Origin of the sequence: Pseudomonas sp. DWRC2-2 (assembly GCF_049897885.1) — a bacterium.
Taxonomy (GTDB): Bacteria; Pseudomonadota; Gammaproteobacteria; order Pseudomonadales; family Pseudomonadaceae; genus Aquipseudomonas; species Aquipseudomonas azotoformans_A.
This window is the reverse complement of the sequence record NZ_JAFCXD010000001.1, coordinates 1,476,332-1,496,662: the sequence shown is the minus strand read 5'-3', so window position 1 is coordinate 1,496,662 and position 20,331 is coordinate 1,476,332. Positions and strand designations below refer to the sequence as shown.

The following is a 20,331-nucleotide window of genomic DNA, read 5'->3' as shown; positions in this document are numbered from 1 at the left end:
GTGGTGTCTGATTGATTGTCGACATCCGCACGCAAAAAAGGCGACCCGAAGGTCGCCTCATTCAACTGCGCATTGATCAGAACTCGTGATCAGCGTTATCCGGGTTCAGGTCGCTGATACCCAGCTTGCCCGCCGCCGCTTCGATCGAACCGGTCTGCTTGACCAGGGCGGCGATGGCGTCACGGACGATCTGGTTGCCGGCATCGTTGCCGGCAGCGATCAGCTGGTCGTAGTGCTCACCCTTGTTGGCGTGGTCAACCATGACCTGGATCTTCGCTTCGGTAGCCGCCAGGTCCGCTTTCAGTGCGGTGTCGGCTGCCGGGTCGGCCTTGGCCACCAGGGACGACAGGCTGGCGCCGGTCATTTTGGTGCCGTCGACGCGGGTGTACTCACCGAGGTAGACGTTGCGGATGCCCTTGGCGTCGTAGAAGTGCGAGTTGTGGGTGTTGTCGCTGAAGCAGTCCTGCTCGTCTTCCGGCGAGTTGGCTTCCAGGGAAACCTTCATGCGCTCACCGGCCAGTTCACCCAAGGACAGGCTGCCCATGCCGAACAGCATTTTGCGCAGGCCGTCGGTGGCAGGTTCTGCCTCCAGGGTGGCGCGGTAGTTGTCTTCAACGTTGGGTTTCCAGTTGCCGACCATTTCTTCCAGGTCGCTGACCAGCAGTTGGGTCACGGCGCTCAGGTAGGCGCGGCGACGCTCGTTGTGGCCGCCAGTGGCGCCGTCGCCGGTCAGGTAGTCCGACGCAGGACGGTTGCCGGCGCCTGGGCCGGTGCCGTTCAGGTCCTGGCCCCAGAGCAGGAATTCGATGGCGTGGTAGCCGGTGGCGACGTTGGCCTCGGAACCGCCCAGCTCGTTGAGGCTGGCGAGTTTTTCCGGGGTGATGTCCTTCACGTCGACCTTGTCTTCGCCGACTTGGATTTCGTTGTTGGCGATGATGTTGGCAGTGGCGCCTGGGTTACCCAGGGCGTGTTCGTAGGACTTGTCGACATAGTCGATCAGGCCTTCGTCCAGCGGCCATGCGTTCACCTGGCCTTCCCAGTCGTCGATGATGGTGTTGCCGAAGCGGAACACTTCACTTTGCAGGTAAGGAACGCGGGCGGCGATCCAAGCGGTGCGCGCGGCTTTCAGGGTTTCGTCGTTCGGCTTGGCGAGGAACGCGTCGATAGCGGTTTGCAGGGTTTTCGCGGTGGACTCGGCATCGCTGTAGACCGCGAACACCATGTCTGCGTAATGCGCGACCACGGCCTTGGCAGCGGCTTCGTCGACCTGGCCGGCAGGGGTGGCAGCCGCTGGAGCGGTAGTGCTGGCAGCCGGGGTCGGCGCCTGAGGCGCGGCGGCCTTGTCTTTACCTTCGCCGCAACCGGCGAGAGAAATGGCAATGGCCAGCAGACTGGCGGTGGCCAGGGGCATACGAATCATGGCGAACATCCTGCTTCGGTTGTTGATGGGGCGCGCGGGGGAGCGCAAAAACTGCGACATAATGCGAAAGATTTGCATTTTGTGTAAAGGGTTATACGCGGGAAATATTCAGTATCGTTTTGCTGCATCAGAGAATCGCGGCGTTATTGCGCTCCGACTGCTTTAAAAAAGCCGCCAACTCCCGCGCCGGCAAGGGTTTGCTGTAGTGATAACCCTGACCTTCATGGCAGCCTTCGGAGATGATGTAGGCCTCCTGCTCGGCGGTTTCCACGCCTTCGGCGATCACCTGCATACCGAGGCTTTTGCCCAGTTGGATGATCGCCCGCACGATGGTGGCGTCGTCGTCATCGTCCAGCAGGTCCTGCACGAAGCTCTTGTCGATCTTGATCTTGTCCAGCGGCAGGCTTTTCAAGTAGCTGAGGGACGAGTAGCCGGTGCCGAAGTCATCAATCGCAATCAATGCCCCGGAACGGCGCAGGCTCAGCAGGTGCTGGGCGGCGGTGCTGATGTCTTCCATCAGGCCGGTCTCGGTGACTTCCAGTTCCAGGCTGCGCGGCGGCAGGCGGTAGATCTGCATCAGGTTATTGACCACCCGCGGCAACTCGGTGTGGTGCAATTGCACGGTGGACAGGTTTACCGCCATGCGCAACTCGGTGAAGCCCAGGTCGTGCCATTCACGCAATTGCCGGCAGGCCTGGTCGAGTACCCATTCGCCAATCGGGATGATGGTGCCGTTCTGCTCGGCCAGCGGGATAAACAGGTCCGGCGGCACCAGGCCGTGTTCCGGATGCTGCCAGCGGATCAGCGCTTCCACGCCGACCACATGGTGATCGCGGTAGCTGATCTGCGGCTGGTACACCAAGTGGAATTGGTCGCGGCTCAGGGCTTCGCGCAGGTCTTTTTCCAGCTCGCGGCGACGGCGCATTTCGCTGTCGACGCTGGCGATATAGAACTGATAGCGGTTGCGCGACCGGGTCTTGGCCAGGGTCATGGTTTGCTCGGCTTTTTGCAGCAGCTTCTCGGTGCTGTCGCCGTCTTCCGGGAACAGGGTGATGCCGATGGTGGCGCGTAGGCGGATGCCTTCGTGGTCGAGAGCAAATTCCGCTTCCAGGTCATCGAGGATGCTTTGCGCCAGTTCGGCGGCCTCGTAGGGCTGGTCGATATCGGCCTGTACCAGGGCGAATTGGTCGCCGCCCAGCCGGGCCAGGGCACCGAGGCGGCCGCTGTGGGCGCGCAATCGGTCGGCCAGGGCCAGTAGCAGTTTGTCGCCGGCCTGGTAGGTGAACTGTTCGTTGACGCTCTTGAAGTCATCCAGCCCCACGCACAACACGGCCACGCGGCGTTGGCGGCGACCGGCGTCGATGAGGATCTTGTCCAGTTGCTCCTGCAGTTTCTGGCGGTTCGGCAAGCCCGTCAGGAAGTCGTACTGGGCCATGCGCAGCAGGCTGCTTTCCGCCTCATGGCGCAGGTGGGTATTGCGTTCGATGGATTCGAGCAACTGGTTGGCGGTGTTGATCCACAGCCCCAATTCGTTGCGCTCGTGGCCCTTGAGTTGCGGGATCTTGTGTTCGCTGGGACGGTCCGGGTTGATTGAGGTCAGGTGCTCGATGATCCGCGACAGCGGCTTGGTCAGCAGCCAGTGGTAGACCAGGTACAGCACCAGGCCCATCGCCAGGGCGCGCAATACCCCGGAAATAAAGATGATCACTGAACTGACAATAAACCCCTTGCCGTAGGTGGCCGTGTCGAGGGTGATGCTCAGATCGCCGTAATACTCGCTGTAGGGGCCTTTGCCGACCAATGCGGTGGTGAATGTGCGTTCCTGGCCGAGTATCAGGTCGGTCAGCCAGCGGCTGGGCGATTGCTGCAATGCGCGGCTTTTCTCGGCGAGCATGGTTTCGTTGGGATGGCCGATGGACGCCATGCGCACCGCGTCATCCTGGAACAGGCCCTCAATCACTTGCATGCCCATCTCGCGATCCAGGCTGTAGACGGCCTGGGTCGAGGGGTCGCGGAACATGTCGAGGATGCGCTGGGCATCGCCGGCCACGGCCTGGCGCGTCTTGTAGGCATCGAAAACGATCTGCGCCACGCTCAGCGCTACGCCCACGATCAATGCCGACAGCAGCACAACCCGTAGCAACTTCACCGACAAGCTGTTCTTGAGTTCCAGCTTCAAAGGGGCATTCCTTGTCTCATGCGGGTGGCCTTCAATATGCCATGAGTATTGGCAATCCCGTGAGGGCAGTCAAAGGAACATTAGGGCCGCAGGCGTCTTGAGGCTGGATGCACAGAAAAAAACAGAAAAAAACGGCGGATTTGCTCCGCCGTCTGGGTACTCGACTTATCGGTGGTCAGAACAATGCCGTTCTATTACTGATAGGCGGAGATCTCGATCTTTGGCGGCGCTGGCGGCATCATGTCCTCACCCGGCTTGCCGGGTGCACTGGCACCACCGCCTTCGCTACCGCCACCTGCGCCACCGGCGAGGCCTTTCATCAGCCCGCTGATGAGTTGCATCGCCATCTGCCCGCCTGCTTTTCCGATTTCTTCCATCATTGATTCTCCAGCAGAGTGTGAAAGGGTTATTCCTCTCACTGCGTGGGTGGCAGATTCCCTCCTGCGGGTTCCACGATTCCGGTCTGGCCAGCGTTGTGGAGCGCCCACAAAAAAGCCCGGCAATGCCGGGCTTTTTCTACTGCAAGCGTTGCTTAGGCAGTGAAGGTCTTGCCTTCGAACTGCTCAGCCACGAACTTCCAGTTGACCAGGTTCCAGAACGCTTCCACATACTTTGGACGCACGTTGCGGTAGTCGATGTAGTAGGCGTGTTCCCACACGTCGCAGGTCAGCAGCGGGGTGTCGCCGTTGGTCAGCGGGTTGCCGGCGCCGATGGTGCTGGCCAGGGCCAGGGAACCGTCAGCCTTTTTCACCAGCCAGCCCCAACCGGAACCGAAGGTGCCGACGGAGGTCTTGGTGAACTCTTCCTTGAACTTGTCGAACGAACCGAACGCCGCGTTGATGGCTTCAGCCAATGCGCCGGTCGGTTGGCCGCCAGCGTTTGGCGCCAGGCAGTTCCAGTAGAAGGTGTGGTTCCAGACCTGAGCGGCGTTGTTGAAGATGCCGCCCGAAGAGGATTTGACGATCTCTTCCAGGGTCTTGCCTTCGAACTCGGTGCCTGGCACCAGGTTGTTCAGGTTCACGACGTAGGTGTTGTGGTGCTTGTCGTGGTGGAATTCCAAGGTTTCCTTGGAGATGTGCGGCTGCAGGGCATCGTGTGCGTAGGGCAGCGGCGGCAATTCGAAAGCCATGATGATTCTCCTAATCAGGTCAGTTGCGGTGAGCGCAAGGCCGATCACGGGCGGCCAAACAAGCGCCGGGGAGTTTGTACTCTTTGCGGCGCAGGGTCCGGATCATAGCACCGGGGGTGCGGCAAAACCACGCAACAACTGTGTGGGATAGAGGTTCCAGAGCGTTTTGGAATATTCCCTAAGCCGCGATCAATTGATAGGCCACGCTGAACATCATCACCGCCACCAACAGGTCTAGCAGGCGCCAGGTTGCGGGGCGCGCCAGCCAGGGTGCCAGCCACGCCGCGCCGAGTGCCAGGGTGGCGAACCACAGGAACGATGCGCTGGCGGCGCCGGCCACGTAGGCGCCGGGTTCAGTTTGCTGTGCGCCGAGTGAGCCGATCAGCAATACAGTGTCCAGGTACACGTGCGGGTTGAGCAGGGTCACGGCCAGCGCGCTCAGCAACACCGCGCGCAGCGAGCGCACTTTGAGAGTGTCGCCTTGGTCCAGGCTCTGTTTCGAACAGGCCCGGCGCAGTGCGCACGCGCCGTACCAGATCAGGAACGCCGCGCCGCCCCAGCGTGCCACCGCCAGCAGCACCGGGCTTTGCGCCAGCACCGTCGCCAGGCCGAACACCCCGGCGGCCACTAGCAGGGCATCACACACTACGCATAGCGCCGCCACCGGCAAGTGATGCTCGCGGCGCAGGCTCTGCGCCAGTACAAAGGCATTTTGAGTGCCGATGGCCATGATCAGGCCCAGCGCCACCAGCAGACCATTCAAATAGCTTTGCCACATAGGATTTACTCCGCGTCTGCTGCCAGTTGCCGCAACACCTGCAGGGCGCGTTCGGCATCGGCACGCCCGACGAACAGGTGGTCGTGGTAATAACCGGCAATCACGTTGCAACTGATGCCGGCCTTGCCCAGCGCACTGGCGAAGGCGGCGGTGAGGCCCACGGCTTCCAGGGCCGAATGCACATTCAAGGTGATCCACGCGGCGACGTAGTCAAAAGCCAGGCCGGCCTGTTCCGCTTGCTGGCGTTCGACGATCAGGGTCAGACCTTCCTGCTCGCGAAAGCTGCCGATTACCTCGCAGCCAGCAGGGATGCGGTTGTCGGGCACGGTGCAGAACACATAGTCGCCGTCATTGAGTTGGGGGCTCATGCTGCGCAGCAGCGTAGCCAGGGCGGTTTCGCCAGCCATGGGAGGTTCCTTATAAAGAGAGAAGCGATGCTGGCTATTCTCATTGTCTGGGATGTATAAGAAAAACAAATATTACTGATCGCTCATTAGAGAAACTGATGTTCGACTATAAATTACTCTCTGCCCTGGCGGCGGTGGTGGAACAGGCGGGCTTCGAGCGTGCCGCTCAGGTGCTGGGGCTGTCGCAGTCGGCGATCTCCCAGCGCATCAAGTTGCTGGAGGCACGTATTGGCCAGCCGGTACTGGTGCGGGCCACGCCGCCGACGCCCACTGATATCGGCCGTCGCCTGCTCAACCATGTGCAACAGGTGCGCTTGCTGGAGCGTGACCTGCAAAGCCAGGTGCCGGCGCTGGATGAAGAGGGCATGCCCGAACGCCTGCGCATCGCGTTGAACGCCGACAGCCTTGCCACGTGGTGGGCCGAGGCTGTCAGCGGGTTTTGCGCCGAGCAGCATTTGCTGCTGGATCTGGTGGTGGAAGACCAGACTGTCGGCCTCAAACGCATGCGCGCGGGTGAGGTGGCGGCCTGTATCTGCGCCAGCGAGCGTCCGGTGGCGGGCGCGCGCAGCCTGTTGCTGGGCGCCATGCGGTATCGGGCGTTGGCCAGCCCGGCGTTTATCGCCCGGCATTTTCCCCAGGGCGTACGCGCCGATCAACTGGCGCGCACCCCGGCACTGGTGTTCGGGCCGGATGATTTCCTGCAGCACCGCTACCTGGCTTCTCTCGGCGTGGACGGCGGTTTCGAGCACCATTTGTGCCCATCGTCTGAAGGCTTTATCCGCCTCACCGAGGCGGGCCTGGGCTGGGGGCTGGTGCCGGAATTGCAGGTTCGCGACCAATTGGAAAAGGGCATATTGGTCGAGTTATTGCCAGATAAGCCCATCGATGTGCCGTTGTACTGGCATCATTGGCGCAGTGGCGGGCAACTGTTGGGCTTGCTGACCGACCATCTGGCCCAGGCCTGTGGTCAATGGTTGGTGCCGTTGGAGTGATGGCGTGCGTCAAGGCAACAGCGATGAAAAACGTAAGAACATGGGGTAATACATGAAGATTCTGGTCACCGGCGCAAGCGGCTTCATTGGCGGGCGCTTTGCACGTTTCGCCTTGGAGCAGGGCCTGGACGTGCGGGTCAACGGGCGACGTGCCGAAGGTGTGGAGCACCTGGTCAGGCGCGGCGCCGAGTTTATCCAGGGTGATCTGAATGACGCCGACCTGGTGCGACACCTGTGCCGCGATGTCGAGGCCGTGGTGCACTGCGCCGGCGCCGTCGGCTTGTGGGGTAAATATCAGGACTTTCACCAAGGCAACGTGCTGGTCACCGAAAACGTCGTCGAAGCCTGCCTCAAGCAGCACGTCGGGCGTTTGGTGCACCTGTCATCGCCCTCCATCTACTTTGACGGCCGCGATCACCTGGGCCTGACCGAAGAGCAAGTGCCCAAGCGCTTCAAGCACCCTTATGCGGCCACCAAATACCTGGCCGAGCAGAAGGTGTTCGGAGCCCAGGAGTTCGGCCTTGAAGTGATTGCCCTGCGCCCGCGATTCGTCACGGGTGCCGGTGACATGAGCATCTTCCCGCGGCTGCTGAACATGCAGCGCAAGAACCGCCTGGCCATCGTCGGCGACGGCCTGAACAAGGTCGACTTCACCAGCGTGCACAACCTCAACGAAGCCTTGCTCAGCAGTTTGCTCGCGCCGGGCTCCGCGCTGGGCCGGGCCTACAACATCAGCAACGGCACGCCGGTGCCGGTGTGGGATGTGGTGAACTACGTGATGCGTCAAATGCAATTGCCCCAGGTGACGCGTTACCGGTCCTACGGTTTGTCCTACAGCGTAGCGGCGCTCAACGAAGCGTTTTGCGCGATGTGGCCCGGGCGACCGGAGCCGTCGCTGTCGCGCCTGGGCATGCAAGTGATGAACAAAGATTTCACCCTCGACATCAGCCGCGCCAGGCATTATCTGGACTACGAGCCCAAAGTCAGCCTGTGGACCGCCCTCGACGAGTTCTGCAGTTGGTGGAAAGCCCAGGATCCGGGGTTCAAGTAAGCACACAAGCGGCAACACTTCGGGAACCGAATCTGGCGTTCCGGGTCGATCAGTGCGCCGGGAACGCGGTTTATACTCCCGTCGCACGCCACTTCACCGATTCAGGGTTGATACATGCGCAACGATGCTAAAGACGACTTCGACAACGTTCCCAGCCTGCGGGCCGATGTCGGGGATGACGATGATTTCGAACCCACCCCGGCCACCTCGGTGCGCTCGCGCAACACCAAAGTGGTCAAGGTCAAGAGCGCCAGCACCGGGCCTTTGTGGGCGTTGATCGGCGCGCTGCTGATCGCCTTTGCGGGCCTGGCCTGGTGGAGCTTCCAGCAGATCTCCCTGATGGGCCAGCAGTTGGTGGCCACCCAGGAAAGCTTCGCGCGCATCAGCGAAGAAGCGGCGGGGCGCCTGCAGGACATTTCCGGCAAGGTCGTGGCCAGCGAGGCCAGCGTCAACAACGGCAGCGAAGCGCTGAAACTGCAGATCAAGCAGCTTGAAAGCCAGTTGCTGGAGCAGGGCAAGCAGCAGGTCGGCGTGGCTGGGCAAGCCACCGAGTTGGATAAACGCCTGGCGCAAATGACCGCCAGCACCACCGACCTGTCCAACGCCAACAGCAAGCTGCAGGGCCAAGTGCAGGCGCTGACCGACGCCGTGGCGACGCTCAAGGCGGCGCAAGTTGACGCAGGCAAGCGCGATAACGAAATCAAGGAGCTCACTGCGGACGTGGCCGCCTTGAAGAAACAAGGCAATCCAAGCGCTGCCATCGCCCGTATCGAGCAGGACCTTGTGGTGCTCAAGAGCGCCCAGGACAACCAACCGGCCAACAACGATGCACCGACCAATAAAGAGTTCGACGTGTTCCGTATCCAGACCACGCGCAATATCACCACGTTGCAGAGCCAGGTGCAGAACCTGAACCAGCAGTTGAATGCACCGGCAAGGGTCACCCCGCTCGGGCAATAAGGTTGCTGTTGGAAATGTCACCGCGTGGTGACATTTCCCATCCCCTTCGTTACTTGCCGTCGCCGCGCCCTTGTTTAGACTCCGGTCATCCCACAAAAAACAATAAGGGCCACCCATGACCTCGCAACCACTGCCTGCCAGCAGTTGGCTGAACGCGCCTGCCCACCACGCCTGGCTTGCGGCCGAGGGACAGCGCCTGCTGGCCTTCGCCAAGGCGTCCCGACTGCCCGACGGCTTTGGCAACCTGGACGACAAAGGCCAATTGCCGGCCGATGCCCACGCCGAAACCATGAACACCGCCCGCATGACTCACAGCTTCGCCATGGCCCACGCCTTGGGCTTGCCGGGGTATGCCGAGCTGGTTGCGCATGGCGTTGCAGCCCTCAGTGGCCCGCTGCGTGACAGTGAGCACGGTGGCTGGTTTGCCACGCCCTACGCCCTCGATGGCAACCGTGGCAAGGCCGCTTATCTGCACGCGTTTGTTGCCCTGGCCGCCAGCTCGGCGGTGGTAGCCGGTGCACCCGGTGCACAAAACCTTCTGACCGACGCCGTCCATATCATCGACCAGTTTTTCTGGAGCGAGGAGGAGGGCGTGATGCTCGAATCGTTCGCCCAGGACTGGAGCGGCGTCGAAGCCTATCGCGGTGCCAACAGCAACATGCACGCCACTGAAGCCTTCCTCGCGCTGGCCGATGTTACCGGCGATACGCGCTGGCTGGACCGCGCCTTGCGTATTGTCGAGCGGGTTATCCACACCCACGCGACGGGGAACCAGTTCATGGTGATCGAACATTTCGACACGCACTGGCAACCCTTGCTCGGTTACAACGAAGACAACCCCGCCGACGGCTTCCGCCCCTACGGCATCACTCCCGGCCACGGTTTTGAATGGGCGCGGCTGGTGCTGCACCTGGAAGCCGCGCGCCTGCATGCCGGGCTTGCCACCCCCGAGTGGCTGGTGACCGATGCCAAGGGCTTGTTCGCCAGCGCCTGCGAATACGCCTGGTCCGTGGATGGTGCCCCCGGCATCGTCTACACCCTAGACTGGAACCAGCGCCCGGTGGTGCGCGAACGCCTGCACTGGACCCACGCCGAAGCCAGCGCCGCAGCCCAGGCGTTGCTCAAACGCACCGGCGAGTTGCATTACGAAACCTGGTACCGGCGTTTCTGGGAGTTTTGCGAAACCCACTTCATCGACCGTATTCACGGCAGCTGGCACCACGAACTCAGCCCCCACAACCAACCCAGCAGCGTCATCTGGGGTGGCAAGCCCGACCTGTACCATGCCTGGCAAGCGGTATTGCTGCCTGCGCTGCCGCTGGCGCCAAGCATGGCCAGTGCCATCGGGGCTGGGCGCTATGTCACCGGTTGGTGACATTTGTCCATCCCTTTGTTACCTGCGCCTGAAAAATCCATGTTTAAACTCCGTGCAGCGCAAGCCTAAGACTTGCATGCATAACAACAAGAAAAGGTACTCAGATGAACGCGATTAATCGCCTCGCCGTTGCTATTTCCATTGCCTCGTTGTTTCCCCTCTCTGCATTTGCCGCCGACTCGAAAGGGACGGTTGAAGTTGTGCATTGGTGGACCTCGGGCGGTGAAAAGGCGGCTGTAGATGTCCTGAAGGCCCAAGTTGAGAAAGACGGTTTCGTCTGGAAAGACGGCGCCGTAGCAGGTGGCGGTGGCGCCACCGCCATGACCGTGCTGAAAAGCCGCGCGGTTGCTGGCAACCCGCCAGGCGTTGCCCAGATCAAAGGCCCCGACATCCAGGAATGGGCGTCCACCGGCTTGCTCGACACCGACGTGCTCAAAGACGTCGCCAAAGAAGAGAAGTGGGACTCCCTGCTCGACAAGAAAGTCTCCGACACCGTGAAGTACGAAGGTGACTACGTCGCCGTACCGGTCAACATCCACCGCGTGAACTGGCTGTGGATCAACCCGGAAGTCTTCAAGAAAGCCGGTATCACCAAGAACCCGACCACCCTCGAAGAATTCTACGCAGCCGGCGACAAGCTGAAAGCCGCAGGCTTCATTCCGCTCGCCCACGGTGGCCAGCCTTGGCAGGACAGCACCGTGTTCGAAGCGGTCGTTCTGTCGGTGATGGGTGCCGATGGCTATAAGAAAGCCCTGGTTGACCTGGATAACGGCGCGCTGACCGGTCCGGAAATGGTCAAGGCCCTGACCGAACTGAAGAAAGTCGCGACCTACATGGACGTCGACGGTAAAGGTCAGGACTGGAACCTCGAAGCGGGCAAGGTCATCAACGGCAAGGCCGGCATGCAGATCATGGGTGACTGGGCCAAGTCCGAATGGACCGCGGCCAAGAAAGTCGCTGGCAAGGACTACGAGTGCGTAGCCTTCCCAGGCACCGACAAAGCCTTCACCTACAACATCGACTCCCTGGCGGTGTTCAAGCAGAAAGACAAAGGCACCGCTGCTGGCCAGCAAGACATTGCCAAAGTCGTGCTGGGTGAGAACTTCCAGAAAGTGTTCAGCATCAACAAGGGTTCGATCCCTGTTCGCAACGACATGCTGAACAAAATGGATTCCTACGGCTTCGACTCCTGCGCCCAGACCGCTGCCAAGGACTTCCTGGCAGACGCCAAGACCGGCGGCCTGCAGCCAAGCATGGCGCACAACATGGCCACTACCCTGGCTGTGCAAGGTGCGTTCTTTGATGTCGTGACCAACTACATCAACGACCCGAAAGCCGACCCGGCCGACACCGCCAAGAAATTGGGCGCTGCGATCAAGTCTGCCAAGTAACGGTTGACCTTGTGGGGGACTCCCTCGCCCCCCACAAGGCTTGTTCCTGTAGTCCTTTTTCCCTGTACTGGATTTTCCCATGAGTTCTGTTGCTGTGTTCAGCAAAGCCTCGCCGTTCGATGCACTGCAGCGCTGGCTACCCAAACTGGTGCTGGCGCCCAGCATGTTCATCGTGCTGGTGGGCTTCTACGGCTACATCCTGTGGACGTTTGTGCTGTCGTTCACCAATTCCACGTTCCTGCCGACCTACAAATGGGCGGGCCTTGCGCAATACGCGCGGTTGTTCGACAACGACCGCTGGTGGGTAGCGAGCAAGAACCTGGCGGTGTTTGGCGGGATGTTCATCGGTATCACCCTGGTCATCGGCGTGACCCTGGCGATCTTCCTCGACCAGAAAATCCGTCGTGAAGGCTTCATTCGCACCATTTACCTGTACCCGATGGCGCTCTCGATGATCGTTACCGGTACCGCCTGGAAGTGGCTGCTCAACCCAGGCATGGGCCTGGACAAGCTCCTGCGTGACTGGGGCTGGGAAGGCTTCCGTCTCGACTGGCTGATCGACCCGGACCGCGTGGTCTACTGCCTGGTGATCGCCGCCGTCTGGCAAGCCTCGGGTTTCATCATGGCGATGTTCCTGGCTGGCCTGCGCGGTGTGGATCAGTCCATCGTGCGCGCTGCGCAGATCGATGGCGCGAGCCTGCCGCGCATCTACTGGAGCGTGGTGCTGCCAAGCCTGCGTCCGGTGTTCTTCAGTGCGGTGATGATCCTGGCGCACATTGCGATCAAGAGCTTCGACCTGGTAGCGGCGATGACCGCCGGCGGCCCAGGCTACTCGTCCGACCTGCCGGCGATGTTCATGTACTCGTTCACCTTCAGCCGTGGCCAGATGGGCATGGGTTCGGCCAGTGCCATCCTGATGCTCGGTGCGATCCTCGCGATCATCGTGCCTTACCTCTACTCCGAGCTGAGGACCAAACGTAATGACTAGTCTCGCCTCCAAATCACCCATCAGCCTGAGTCGCATCGCGATCTACGCGGTGCTGATCCTCGCCGTGCTGCTGTATCTGGTGCCGCTGGTGGTGATGCTGCTCACCAGCTTCAAGACCCCGGAAGACATCAGCTCCGGCAACCTGCTGAGCTGGCCGACCGTGGTCACCGGCATCGGCTGGGTCAAGGCCTGGGCCACGGTAGACGGTTACTTCTGGAACTCGATCAAGATCACCGTTCCGGCCGTACTGATCTCCACCGCCATCGGTGCGTTGAACGGTTATGTGCTGTCGTTCTGGCGCTTCAAAGGCTCGCAGCTGTTCTTCGGCCTGCTGTTGTTCGGCTGCTTCCTGCCGTTCCAGACCGTGTTGCTGCCGGCGTCGTTCACCCTGGGCAAGATGGGCCTGGCCAGCACCACCACCGGCCTGGTGTTCGTGCACGTGGTCTACGGCCTGGCGTTCACCACGCTGTTCTTCCGTAACTACTACGTGAGCATACCGGATGCGCTGATCAAGGCCGCGCGTTTGGACGGTGCAGGTTTCTTCACCATCTTCCGTCAGATCATTCTGCCGATGTCGACCCCGATCATCATGGTCTGCCTGATCTGGCAGTTCACCCAGATCTGGAACGACTTCCTGTTCGGCGTGGTGTTCTCCAGTGGTGACTCCCAGCCCATCACCGTGGCGCTGAACAACCTGGTCAACACCAGCACCGGGGCCAAGGAATATAACGTGGATATGGCGGCGGCGATGATCGCCGGGCTGCCGACCCTGCTGGTCTATGTGATCGCAGGCAAGTATTTCGTGCGCGGCCTCACGGCCGGCGCGGTCAAGGGGTAATCATGGCTACGCTTGAACTTCGCAATGTAAACAAGACCTATGGCGCCGGCCTGCCCGACACCTTGAAGAACATCGAACTGTCGATCAAGGAAGGCGAGTTCCTGATCCTGGTCGGCCCTTCGGGGTGCGGCAAATCCACGCTGATGAACTGCATCGCCGGTCTGGAAACCATCACCGGCGGCGCCATCATGATTGGCGACCAGGACGTCAGCGGCATGAGCCCCAAGGACCGTGACATCGCCATGGTGTTCCAGTCCTACGCGCTGTACCCGACCATGAGCGTGCGCGAGAACATCGAGTTCGGCCTCAAGATCCGCAAGATGCCCCAGGCCGATATCGACGCCGAAGTGGCGCGTGTGGCCAAGTTGCTGCAGATCGAACACCTGCTCAACCGCAAGCCGGGACAACTGTCCGGCGGCCAGCAACAGCGCGTGGCCATGGGCCGTGCCCTGGCGCGTCGGCCGAAGATCTACCTGTTCGACGAACCGCTGTCCAACCTCGACGCCAAGCTGCGCGTCGAGATGCGCACCGAAATGAAACTGATGCACCAGCGCCTCAAGACCACCACGGTCTACGTGACCCACGACCAGATCGAAGCGATGACCCTGGGCGACAAGGTTGCGGTGATGAAGGACGGCATCATCCAGCAATTCGGTACGCCGAAAGAGATCTACAACAACCCGGCCAACCAGTTCGTGGCGAGCTTTATCGGTTCGCCGCCGATGAACTTCGTGCCCCTGCGCCTGCAACGCAAGGACGGTCGCCTGGTGGCCCTGCTCGACAGCGGCCAGGCCCGTTGCGAACTGGCGCTGAACACCACCGATGCTGGCCTTGAAGACCGCGACGTGATCCTGGGCTTGCGTCCGGAGCAAATCATGTTGGCCTCGGGCGAGGGCGACAGTGCGTCGAGCATCCGTGCCGAAGTGCAGGTCACCGAGCCGACCGGCCCGGACACCCTGGTATTTGTGCAACTCAATGACACCAAGGTCTGCTGCCGCCTGGCACCCGACGTGGCACCGCAGGTGGGCGAGACCCTGACCCTGCAATTTGATCCTTCCAAGGTATTGCTGTTCGACGCCAACACCGGCGAGCGACTGGGCACTGCTTCTTCATTGCCCGCACAGGGGCATGCCGACAATGTGGCCCAATTCAAAGGCCGTTGAAGCAGATAAGTTGTTGTTTTAGATAAAAAAAGTAAACCGCGTTAGATAAAAACAGTTTAATAACAATAAAGACGAGGATGTAGGGATGAAAAAGCAACACAACAACACTCGGCTGATCTGCCAAATGTCAGCTGCAGCAGCCCTGGTTCTGTCCGCCAATGCGATGGCGGCCGATGCATTCAGTGCTGATTCGAAATGGATGACCGGCGACTGGGGTGGTGAGCGTACCAAGCTGATCGAGCAAGGTATCGACATCAAGGCTGACTACGTTGGGGAGATGGGCTACAACGCCAAAGGTGGGTACAACAACGACAAGACCGGTCGTTACTCCGATCAATTCGGTCTGGGCGTAGCACTGGACCTGCAAAAGTTGTGGGGTTGGGATAACACCCAAGCCAAGATCCAGTTGACCAACCGTAATGGCCAGAATATCTCCAATGACCGTATTGGCGACCCGCGTGCCGGCACCTTGAGTTCGTCTCAAGAAGTCTACGGCCGTGGCCACATGGTGCGTCTGACCCAGTTCTGGATCCAGCACCAGATGTTCGACAACAAGCTGGACGTGAAACTCGGTTACTTCGGCGAAGGCGAAGACTTCAACACCTTCCCATGCGACTTCCAGAACCTGTCGTTCTGCGGCTCGCAAGTGGGTAACTATGTGAACACCTGGTACAACTGGCCGGTCAGCCAGGCGGCGATCCGCGTGAAGTACAACATCACGCCTGAGCTGTATGCGCAAATCGGTGCGTACAACCAGAACCCGTCGCAGCTGGAGCACGGCAACGGCTTCAAACTCAGCGGCAGCGGCACCAAGGGCACCGTGATTCCGGTGGAATTGGTCTGGTCGCCGAAGGTCAATAACCTGCCGGGCGAATACCGTGTGGGTTACTACAAAAGTGCCGCCGATGCTTCGGACGTTCGTGAAGATATCAACGGCAACGATGCAGCGACCACTGGCGCGGCTTACCGTACCCGCAGCAGCAAGAAAGGCTACTGGTTCGTTGCCCAGCAGCAACTCACCACGCATAACGGCGATGCTTCCCGCGGCCTGAACATCGCGGCCAACGCCACCTTCCACGACAAGGAAACCAACCTGGTCGACAACTATCAGTCGATCATGCTGGTGTACAAAGGGCCATTCGACGCGCGTCCAAAAGATGACGTCGGTATCGGCGTCGCTCGCCTGCACGTCAACGATGACGTGAAGAAGAACTCTGAGCTGCTCAACGCCGCCAATGGTGTAAGCGACTACGATAACCCGCTGTACACGCCGATCCGTGAGACTGAATACAACGTTGAACTCAACTACGGTTTCCACGTCACCAACTGGCTGACCGTGCGTCCAAACCTGCAATACGTCGTGCAGCCTGGCGGCGTGGATAAAGTCGACAACGCGTTGGTAGCCGGCCTGAAAATTCAGTCTACGTTCTAACGTTGTTGCGATAAGCTCCTTCTCTCTGTGCGCATTTTGCGGGTAGCCATGGCTACCCGCTTTTTTTGGGCAGCACCGTGAAGACATTCAGGACTGTGGCACATGCATGAGCAACCGCTGCAACGCTTTTTCAAATCCCTGCGCGAGCGTCCGGTGTTCGCCTGGGAACGCTTCCAGATGCGTGACGTGTTGGTGATCGACCATCCGCTGTGCCAGGCGGTGTTCAGCCGCCAGGGCGCGCAATTGCTGCACTTTCAGCCTACCGGTCAAAAGCCTTGGCTGTGGTGTGCAGCCAAGTGGCCGCAAGTCGGCGCCATCCGGGGCGGCATACCGGTGTGCTGGCCGTGGTATGGCCGTCACCCGAGCGAAAATGCCTGGCCCTCTCATGGCTGGGCGCGGCTGATTGACTGGAAACTGCTCGACAGCAGCACCGACGACGACGGCGTACGCCTGCACTGGCAACTGCAGCTGTGCGACTGGCAAGTCGACCTGCACGCGCACCTGGGCGAAACCCTGGAATTGCGCTTGAGCACCGAGCATCAGGACGAGCTGCCGTGCCAATTGAGCCACGCTTTGCATGCTTACTGGCGTATTGGTCACGTTGATGAGGTAGCGCTGTCTGGGCTTGAGGGCGCGCAAGGTTACGACCAGCTCAATCGCCAGGTTTGCCAGCAGGAAGGCGAGCTACGCGTGGAAGGTGGTTGTCAGCGGGTGTTCCAGCATGACGGTGAATTGCAGCTCAAGGACCATGCCTGGCAGCGTGAGCTGTGTATCGATACGGGCGACAGCGCCGACACCGTGGTGTGGCATCCGGGCAGCCGGCCGCTGTTGGGCGTGAGCTTCAACGAGGCATCGGGGTTTGTGTGCGTGGAGTCGGCGATGGCCGGGGCCAGCCTGGCGCCGGGAGAGCGGGCGCATCTCAGTTTGCAGGCTAGGGCCGGCGTTTAAGGGCTGGCTGGCCACATGGTGCAAGGCGTCAGTTGAACTCATCCCCCACCGGATACCGGCTGTCATTCAAGCTCTCTTTGATCTTGCGCAAATGCGGCTGGAAATCCACGCCACGGCGCAAGGTCATGCCGGTTGCCAGTACATCCAGCACCGTCAGTTGGATGATCCGCGAGGTCATCGGCATGTAGATGTCAGTGTCTTCCGGCAACGGAATGTTCAGGCTCACCGTACTGGCCTTGGCCAGCGGCGAGTTCTCGGCGGTTACGCCCAGCACGGATGCGCCGTTTTCCCGCGCGATGCGCGCCACTTCCACCAGCTCACGGGTGCGTCCGGTGTAGGAAATGATCACGAACAACTCGCCCGTGTGGGCCACCGAGGCGATCATGCGCTGCATCAGTACATCGGCATGCGCCGTCACGGCCAGGTTGAAGCGGAAGAACTTGTGCAGCGCATCCATCGCCACCGGGGCCGAGGCGCCCAGGCCGAAGAAGTGGATCTGCCGCGCCTGGATCAACAGGTCCACGGCTTTGCTGATCAAGTTCGGGTCCAGCGCCTGGCAGGCACTGTCCAGGGACGCGATGGCACTGCCAAAGATCTTCTGCGTGTAAGCCTCCGGGTTATCATCGGCCTCCACTGCACGGCTGACATACGCGGCCCCACTGGCCAGGCTTTGTGCCAATTGCAATTTCAGCTCAGGGTAACCGCTCACGCCGAACGAACGGCAGAAACGGTTGACCGTCGGTTCACTGACCGAGGCAGCCTGGGCGAGGGCGGCGATAGAGAAGCGGGTCGCCTGCTGCGGGTTGAGCAGGATGACCTCGGCGACTTTTTTCTCAGCCTTGTTCAATTCTTCGAGGCGGTTCCGGATCTGTTCCAGAAGATTTCGCACGCGGTCCATTCAGTCTTTCCTTCGGGCGACGATGCAAATAAAAAGGTGGCAACCAATCGACGAGTGGCCTTTTGCGGTGGCCTATCCTACTGAGGGTAGCTGAACACCACCACTCGGAATGCGTATTTCGGGAAAATGTTGTGGTTATTACTACATTTTTCCTTGAGTGATGCCTTGAAAAAAGGTATTTGTAGCTTAACTTGATAAAAGAACAAACATCATGCCTTCGATAACCGTAGAACCCTGCACCTTTGCCCTGTTTGGCGCCTTGGGTGATCTGGCGCTGCGCAAGTTATTTCCTGCCCTCTATCAACTCGATGGCGCCGGACTGCTGCACGACGATACGCGCATCCTGGCCCTGGCCCGTGAAGCCGGTTCCGAGCAACAGCACCTGGCCCATATCGAACACGCGCTGCGCGAATTCGTCGGCAAGGAGCTGGACGAAGCCATTGCCCAGCGTTTCCTGGCACGCCTCACTTATGTGCACGTCGATTTCCTGAAGGCCGATGACTACGTGGCCCTGGCGGACATCGCCGGCACCGAGCAACGCCTGATTGCCTACTTCGCCACCCCGGCGGCGGTGTATGGCGCGATCTGCGAGAACCTGTCCAAGGTCGGCCTGGCGGAAAACACCCGCGTGGTGCTGGAAAAGCCCATCGGTTCGGACCTGGAGTCCTCGCGCAAGGTCAACGACGCCGTGGCGCAGTTTTTCCCGGAAAATCGCACCTACCGCATCGACCACTACCTGGGTAAAGAGACAGTCCAGAACCTGATCGCCCTGCGTTTCGCCAACAGCCTGTTCGAAACCCAGTGGAACCAGAACTACATTTCCCACGTGGAAATCACCGTGGCCGAGCAGGTCGGTATCGAAGGCCGTTGGGGCTACTTCGACAAGGCCGGCCAGCTGCGCGACATGATCCAGAACCACCTGCTGCAGCTGCTGTGCCTGATCGCCATGGACCCGCCGGCCGACTTGTCCGCCGACAGTATCCGCGACGAGAAGGTCAAGGTGCTCAAGGCCCTGGCGCCGATCAGCCCGGACGGCCTGACCACCCAGGTGGTGCGCGGCCAGTACATCGCCGGCTACAGCGCCGGCAAACCGGTGCCTGGTTACCTGGAAGAAGAGAACTCCAACACCCAGAGCGACACCGAGACCTTCGTCGCCCTGCGTGCCGATATCCGCAACTGGCGTTGGGCCGGGGTGCCGTTCTACCTGCGTACCGGCAAGCGTATGCCGCAAAAGCTGTCGCAGATTGTTATCCACTTCAAGGAACCGTCCCACTACATCTTCGCCCCGGAGCAGCGCCTGCAGATCAGCAATAAACTGATCATCCGCCTGCAACCGGACGAAGGTATTTCCTTGCGCGTGATGACCAAGGAGCAGGGCCTGGACAAGGGCATGCAACTGCGCAGCGGCCCGTTGCAGCTAAATTTTTCCGACACCTACCGCAGCGCCCGTATCCCGGATGCCTACGAGCGGTTGTTGCTGGAAGTGATGCGCGGCAACCAGAACCTGTTTGTTCGCAAAGATGAAATCGAAGCCGCGTGGAAGTGGTGTGACCAGTTGATCGCCGGGTGGAAAAAATCCGGTGATGCGCCCAAGCCGTACGCGGCGGGGTCCTGGGGGCCGATGAGCTCCATTGCACTGATCACGCGGGATGGGAGGTCGTGGTATGGCGATATCTGATTTGAAACTGCCCCAGGGCGTAACCCCCCACGAGTACCGCACGCCGGTGCTGTTGGCGGAAGGCCTGGCAACTGACGTGGCCGAGCAACTGCGCACGGCCATCAGCGCCCGTGGCGAGGCGACCCTGGTGGTCTCCGGTGGCCGCAGCCCGGTGGCGTTTTTCCAGCACCTGGCCAAGCAGGGGCTGGATTGGTCCAAGGTCACCATCACCCTGGCAGACGAGCGCTGGGTGCCGGTGGAACATGCCGACAGCAATGCCGGTTTGCTCAAGCAGCATCTGCTGCAAGGTCCGGCGGCCAAGGCCAAGTTCTTGAGCCTGTACAGCGCCGCGGCCAACCTTGAAGACGCTGCCGAGCAGGCCGATCGCCTGCTGGGCGAGTTGCCAACCATAGATGTGCTGGTGCTGGGCATGGGCGATGACGGCCACACCGCGTCGCTGTTCCCCAACAGCCCGAACCTCGCCGAAGCACTGAAGGCCGACGGTACCCGCCGTTGCTGGCCGATGCTGGCGCCGACCGTGCCGCACCAACGCCTGACCATGAGTCGCGCATTGCTGGCCACGGCGAACTTCACCGTGCTGTCGATCTCCGGCAGTTCGAAATTGACCACCTTGAGCGCCGCGCTGGCCAGTGACGACGTCGCTGCCATGCCGATTCGCGCGTTTCTGCAACCTACATTAGAGATTTACTGGTGCCCATGAGCCA

At 60.7% G+C, this 20,331-nt stretch carries 19 protein-coding genes; 12 read left to right on the top strand and 7 right to left on the bottom strand.

Features of this window, described 5'->3' with window-relative positions:
• Window positions 1-76: 76 nt before the first annotated feature.
• The 6 genes from ACP7EW_RS07340 to ACP7EW_RS07315 all read right to left on the bottom strand — a co-directional run bounded on the left by ACP7EW_RS07340 (window position 77) and on the right by ACP7EW_RS07315 (window position 5,913).
• Complete coding sequence (locus ACP7EW_RS07340; RefSeq protein ID WP_038851605.1) at window positions 77-1,420, bottom strand: imelysin family protein; 1,344 nt, start codon at window positions 1,418-1,420, stop codon at window positions 77-79.
• 127 nt (window positions 1,421-1,547) lie between these two features.
• Window positions 1,548-3,599 (bottom strand): putative bifunctional diguanylate cyclase/phosphodiesterase, encoded by a 2,052-nt coding sequence (locus tag ACP7EW_RS07335; protein WP_269131848.1) that lies wholly within the window; start codon window positions 3,597-3,599, stop codon window positions 1,548-1,550.
• Window positions 3,600-3,793: 194 nt separating this feature from the next.
• Window positions 3,794-3,979 carry a hypothetical protein gene (locus ACP7EW_RS07330; protein WP_426216166.1) on the bottom strand — a complete coding sequence of 62 codons (186 nt, stop codon included), beginning with the start codon at window positions 3,977-3,979 and terminating at the stop codon, window positions 3,794-3,796.
• Window positions 3,980-4,131: 152 nt separating this feature from the next.
• The gene (locus tag ACP7EW_RS07325) at window positions 4,132-4,728 is read right to left on the bottom strand and encodes a superoxide dismutase (RefSeq protein ID WP_016975406.1); all 597 of its coding nucleotides are present in this window, start codon (window positions 4,726-4,728) and stop codon (window positions 4,132-4,134) included.
• Window positions 4,729-4,906: 178 nt separating this feature from the next.
• Window positions 4,907-5,506 (bottom strand): LysE/ArgO family amino acid transporter, encoded by a 600-nt coding sequence (locus ACP7EW_RS07320; RefSeq protein ID WP_033896331.1) that lies wholly within the window; start codon window positions 5,504-5,506, stop codon window positions 4,907-4,909.
• A 5-nt stretch (window positions 5,507-5,511) separates the two neighbouring features.
• Window positions 5,512-5,913, bottom strand: a complete 402-nt coding sequence (locus tag ACP7EW_RS07315) for an ACT domain-containing protein (RefSeq protein WP_038851608.1) — start codon at window positions 5,911-5,913, stop codon at window positions 5,512-5,514.
• A gap of 98 nt (window positions 5,914-6,011) precedes the next feature.
• Between ACP7EW_RS07315 and ACP7EW_RS07310 the strand changes: the two genes are divergently transcribed.
• The 10 genes from ACP7EW_RS07310 (at window position 6,012) to ACP7EW_RS07265 (ending at window position 17,051) form a co-directional block, all read left to right on the top strand.
• Window positions 6,012-6,905 carry a LysR family transcriptional regulator ArgP gene (locus tag ACP7EW_RS07310; RefSeq protein ID WP_016975403.1) on the top strand — a complete coding sequence of 298 codons (894 nt, stop codon included), beginning with the start codon at window positions 6,012-6,014 and terminating at the stop codon, window positions 6,903-6,905.
• A 52-nt stretch (window positions 6,906-6,957) separates the two neighbouring features.
• Entirely contained in the window at window positions 6,958-7,956 is a 999-nt protein-coding gene (locus ACP7EW_RS07305; RefSeq protein WP_033896329.1) for an NAD-dependent epimerase/dehydratase family protein, read from the top strand.
• A 114-nt stretch (window positions 7,957-8,070) separates the two neighbouring features.
• Complete coding sequence (locus tag ACP7EW_RS07300; protein WP_426216162.1) at window positions 8,071-8,916, top strand: ATPase; 846 nt, start codon at window positions 8,071-8,073, stop codon at window positions 8,914-8,916.
• Between the two features lie 115 nt (window positions 8,917-9,031).
• The gene (locus ACP7EW_RS07295) at window positions 9,032-10,291 is read left to right on the top strand and encodes an AGE family epimerase/isomerase (RefSeq protein WP_426216160.1); all 1,260 of its coding nucleotides are present in this window, start codon (window positions 9,032-9,034) and stop codon (window positions 10,289-10,291) included.
• Between the two features lie 104 nt (window positions 10,292-10,395).
• The gene (locus ACP7EW_RS07290) at window positions 10,396-11,682 is read left to right on the top strand and encodes an ABC transporter substrate-binding protein (protein WP_061449338.1); all 1,287 of its coding nucleotides are present in this window, start codon (window positions 10,396-10,398) and stop codon (window positions 11,680-11,682) included.
• 79 nt (window positions 11,683-11,761) lie between these two features.
• Window positions 11,762-12,670 (top strand): carbohydrate ABC transporter permease, encoded by a 909-nt coding sequence (locus tag ACP7EW_RS07285; RefSeq protein ID WP_033896325.1) that lies wholly within the window; start codon window positions 11,762-11,764, stop codon window positions 12,668-12,670.
• Window positions 12,663-13,508 carry a carbohydrate ABC transporter permease gene (locus tag ACP7EW_RS07280; protein ID WP_016975397.1) on the top strand — a complete coding sequence of 282 codons (846 nt, stop codon included), beginning with the start codon at window positions 12,663-12,665 and terminating at the stop codon, window positions 13,506-13,508. Before ACP7EW_RS07285 ends, ACP7EW_RS07280 begins: the two co-directional genes overlap by 8 nt.
• A 2-nt stretch (window positions 13,509-13,510) precedes the next feature.
• The gene (locus ACP7EW_RS07275; protein ID WP_016975396.1) at window positions 13,511-14,671 is read left to right on the top strand and encodes an ABC transporter ATP-binding protein; all 1,161 of its coding nucleotides are present in this window, start codon (window positions 13,511-13,513) and stop codon (window positions 14,669-14,671) included.
• Between the two features lie 85 nt (window positions 14,672-14,756).
• Window positions 14,757-16,103 carry a carbohydrate porin gene (locus ACP7EW_RS07270; protein WP_016975394.1) on the top strand — a complete coding sequence of 449 codons (1,347 nt, stop codon included), beginning with the start codon at window positions 14,757-14,759 and terminating at the stop codon, window positions 16,101-16,103.
• A gap of 102 nt (window positions 16,104-16,205) precedes the next feature.
• Window positions 16,206-17,051 (top strand): D-hexose-6-phosphate mutarotase, encoded by an 846-nt coding sequence (locus ACP7EW_RS07265; protein WP_314531227.1) that lies wholly within the window; start codon window positions 16,206-16,208, stop codon window positions 17,049-17,051.
• A gap of 28 nt (window positions 17,052-17,079) precedes the next feature.
• Here the strand turns inward: ACP7EW_RS07265 and ACP7EW_RS07260 are convergent, their stop codons facing one another.
• Window positions 17,080-17,940, bottom strand: coding sequence for a MurR/RpiR family transcriptional regulator (locus ACP7EW_RS07260; protein ID WP_174555598.1), 861 nt, complete (start codon window positions 17,938-17,940; stop codon window positions 17,080-17,082).
• Window positions 17,941-18,160: 220 nt separating this feature from the next.
• On the opposite strand from ACP7EW_RS07260, the gene zwf reads away from it, so the two are divergent.
• Together zwf and pgl are read left to right on the top strand one after the other, a co-directional pair.
• Window positions 18,161-19,627 (top strand): glucose-6-phosphate dehydrogenase, encoded by a 1,467-nt coding sequence (gene zwf / locus ACP7EW_RS07255; protein WP_033896321.1) that lies wholly within the window; start codon window positions 18,161-18,163, stop codon window positions 19,625-19,627.
• Window positions 19,614-20,327 carry a 6-phosphogluconolactonase gene (gene pgl, locus ACP7EW_RS07250; RefSeq protein ID WP_426216157.1) on the top strand — a complete coding sequence of 238 codons (714 nt, stop codon included), beginning with the start codon at window positions 19,614-19,616 and terminating at the stop codon, window positions 20,325-20,327. Before zwf ends, pgl begins: the two co-directional genes overlap by 14 nt.
• The last annotated feature ends 4 nt before the right edge of the window (window positions 20,328-20,331 follow it).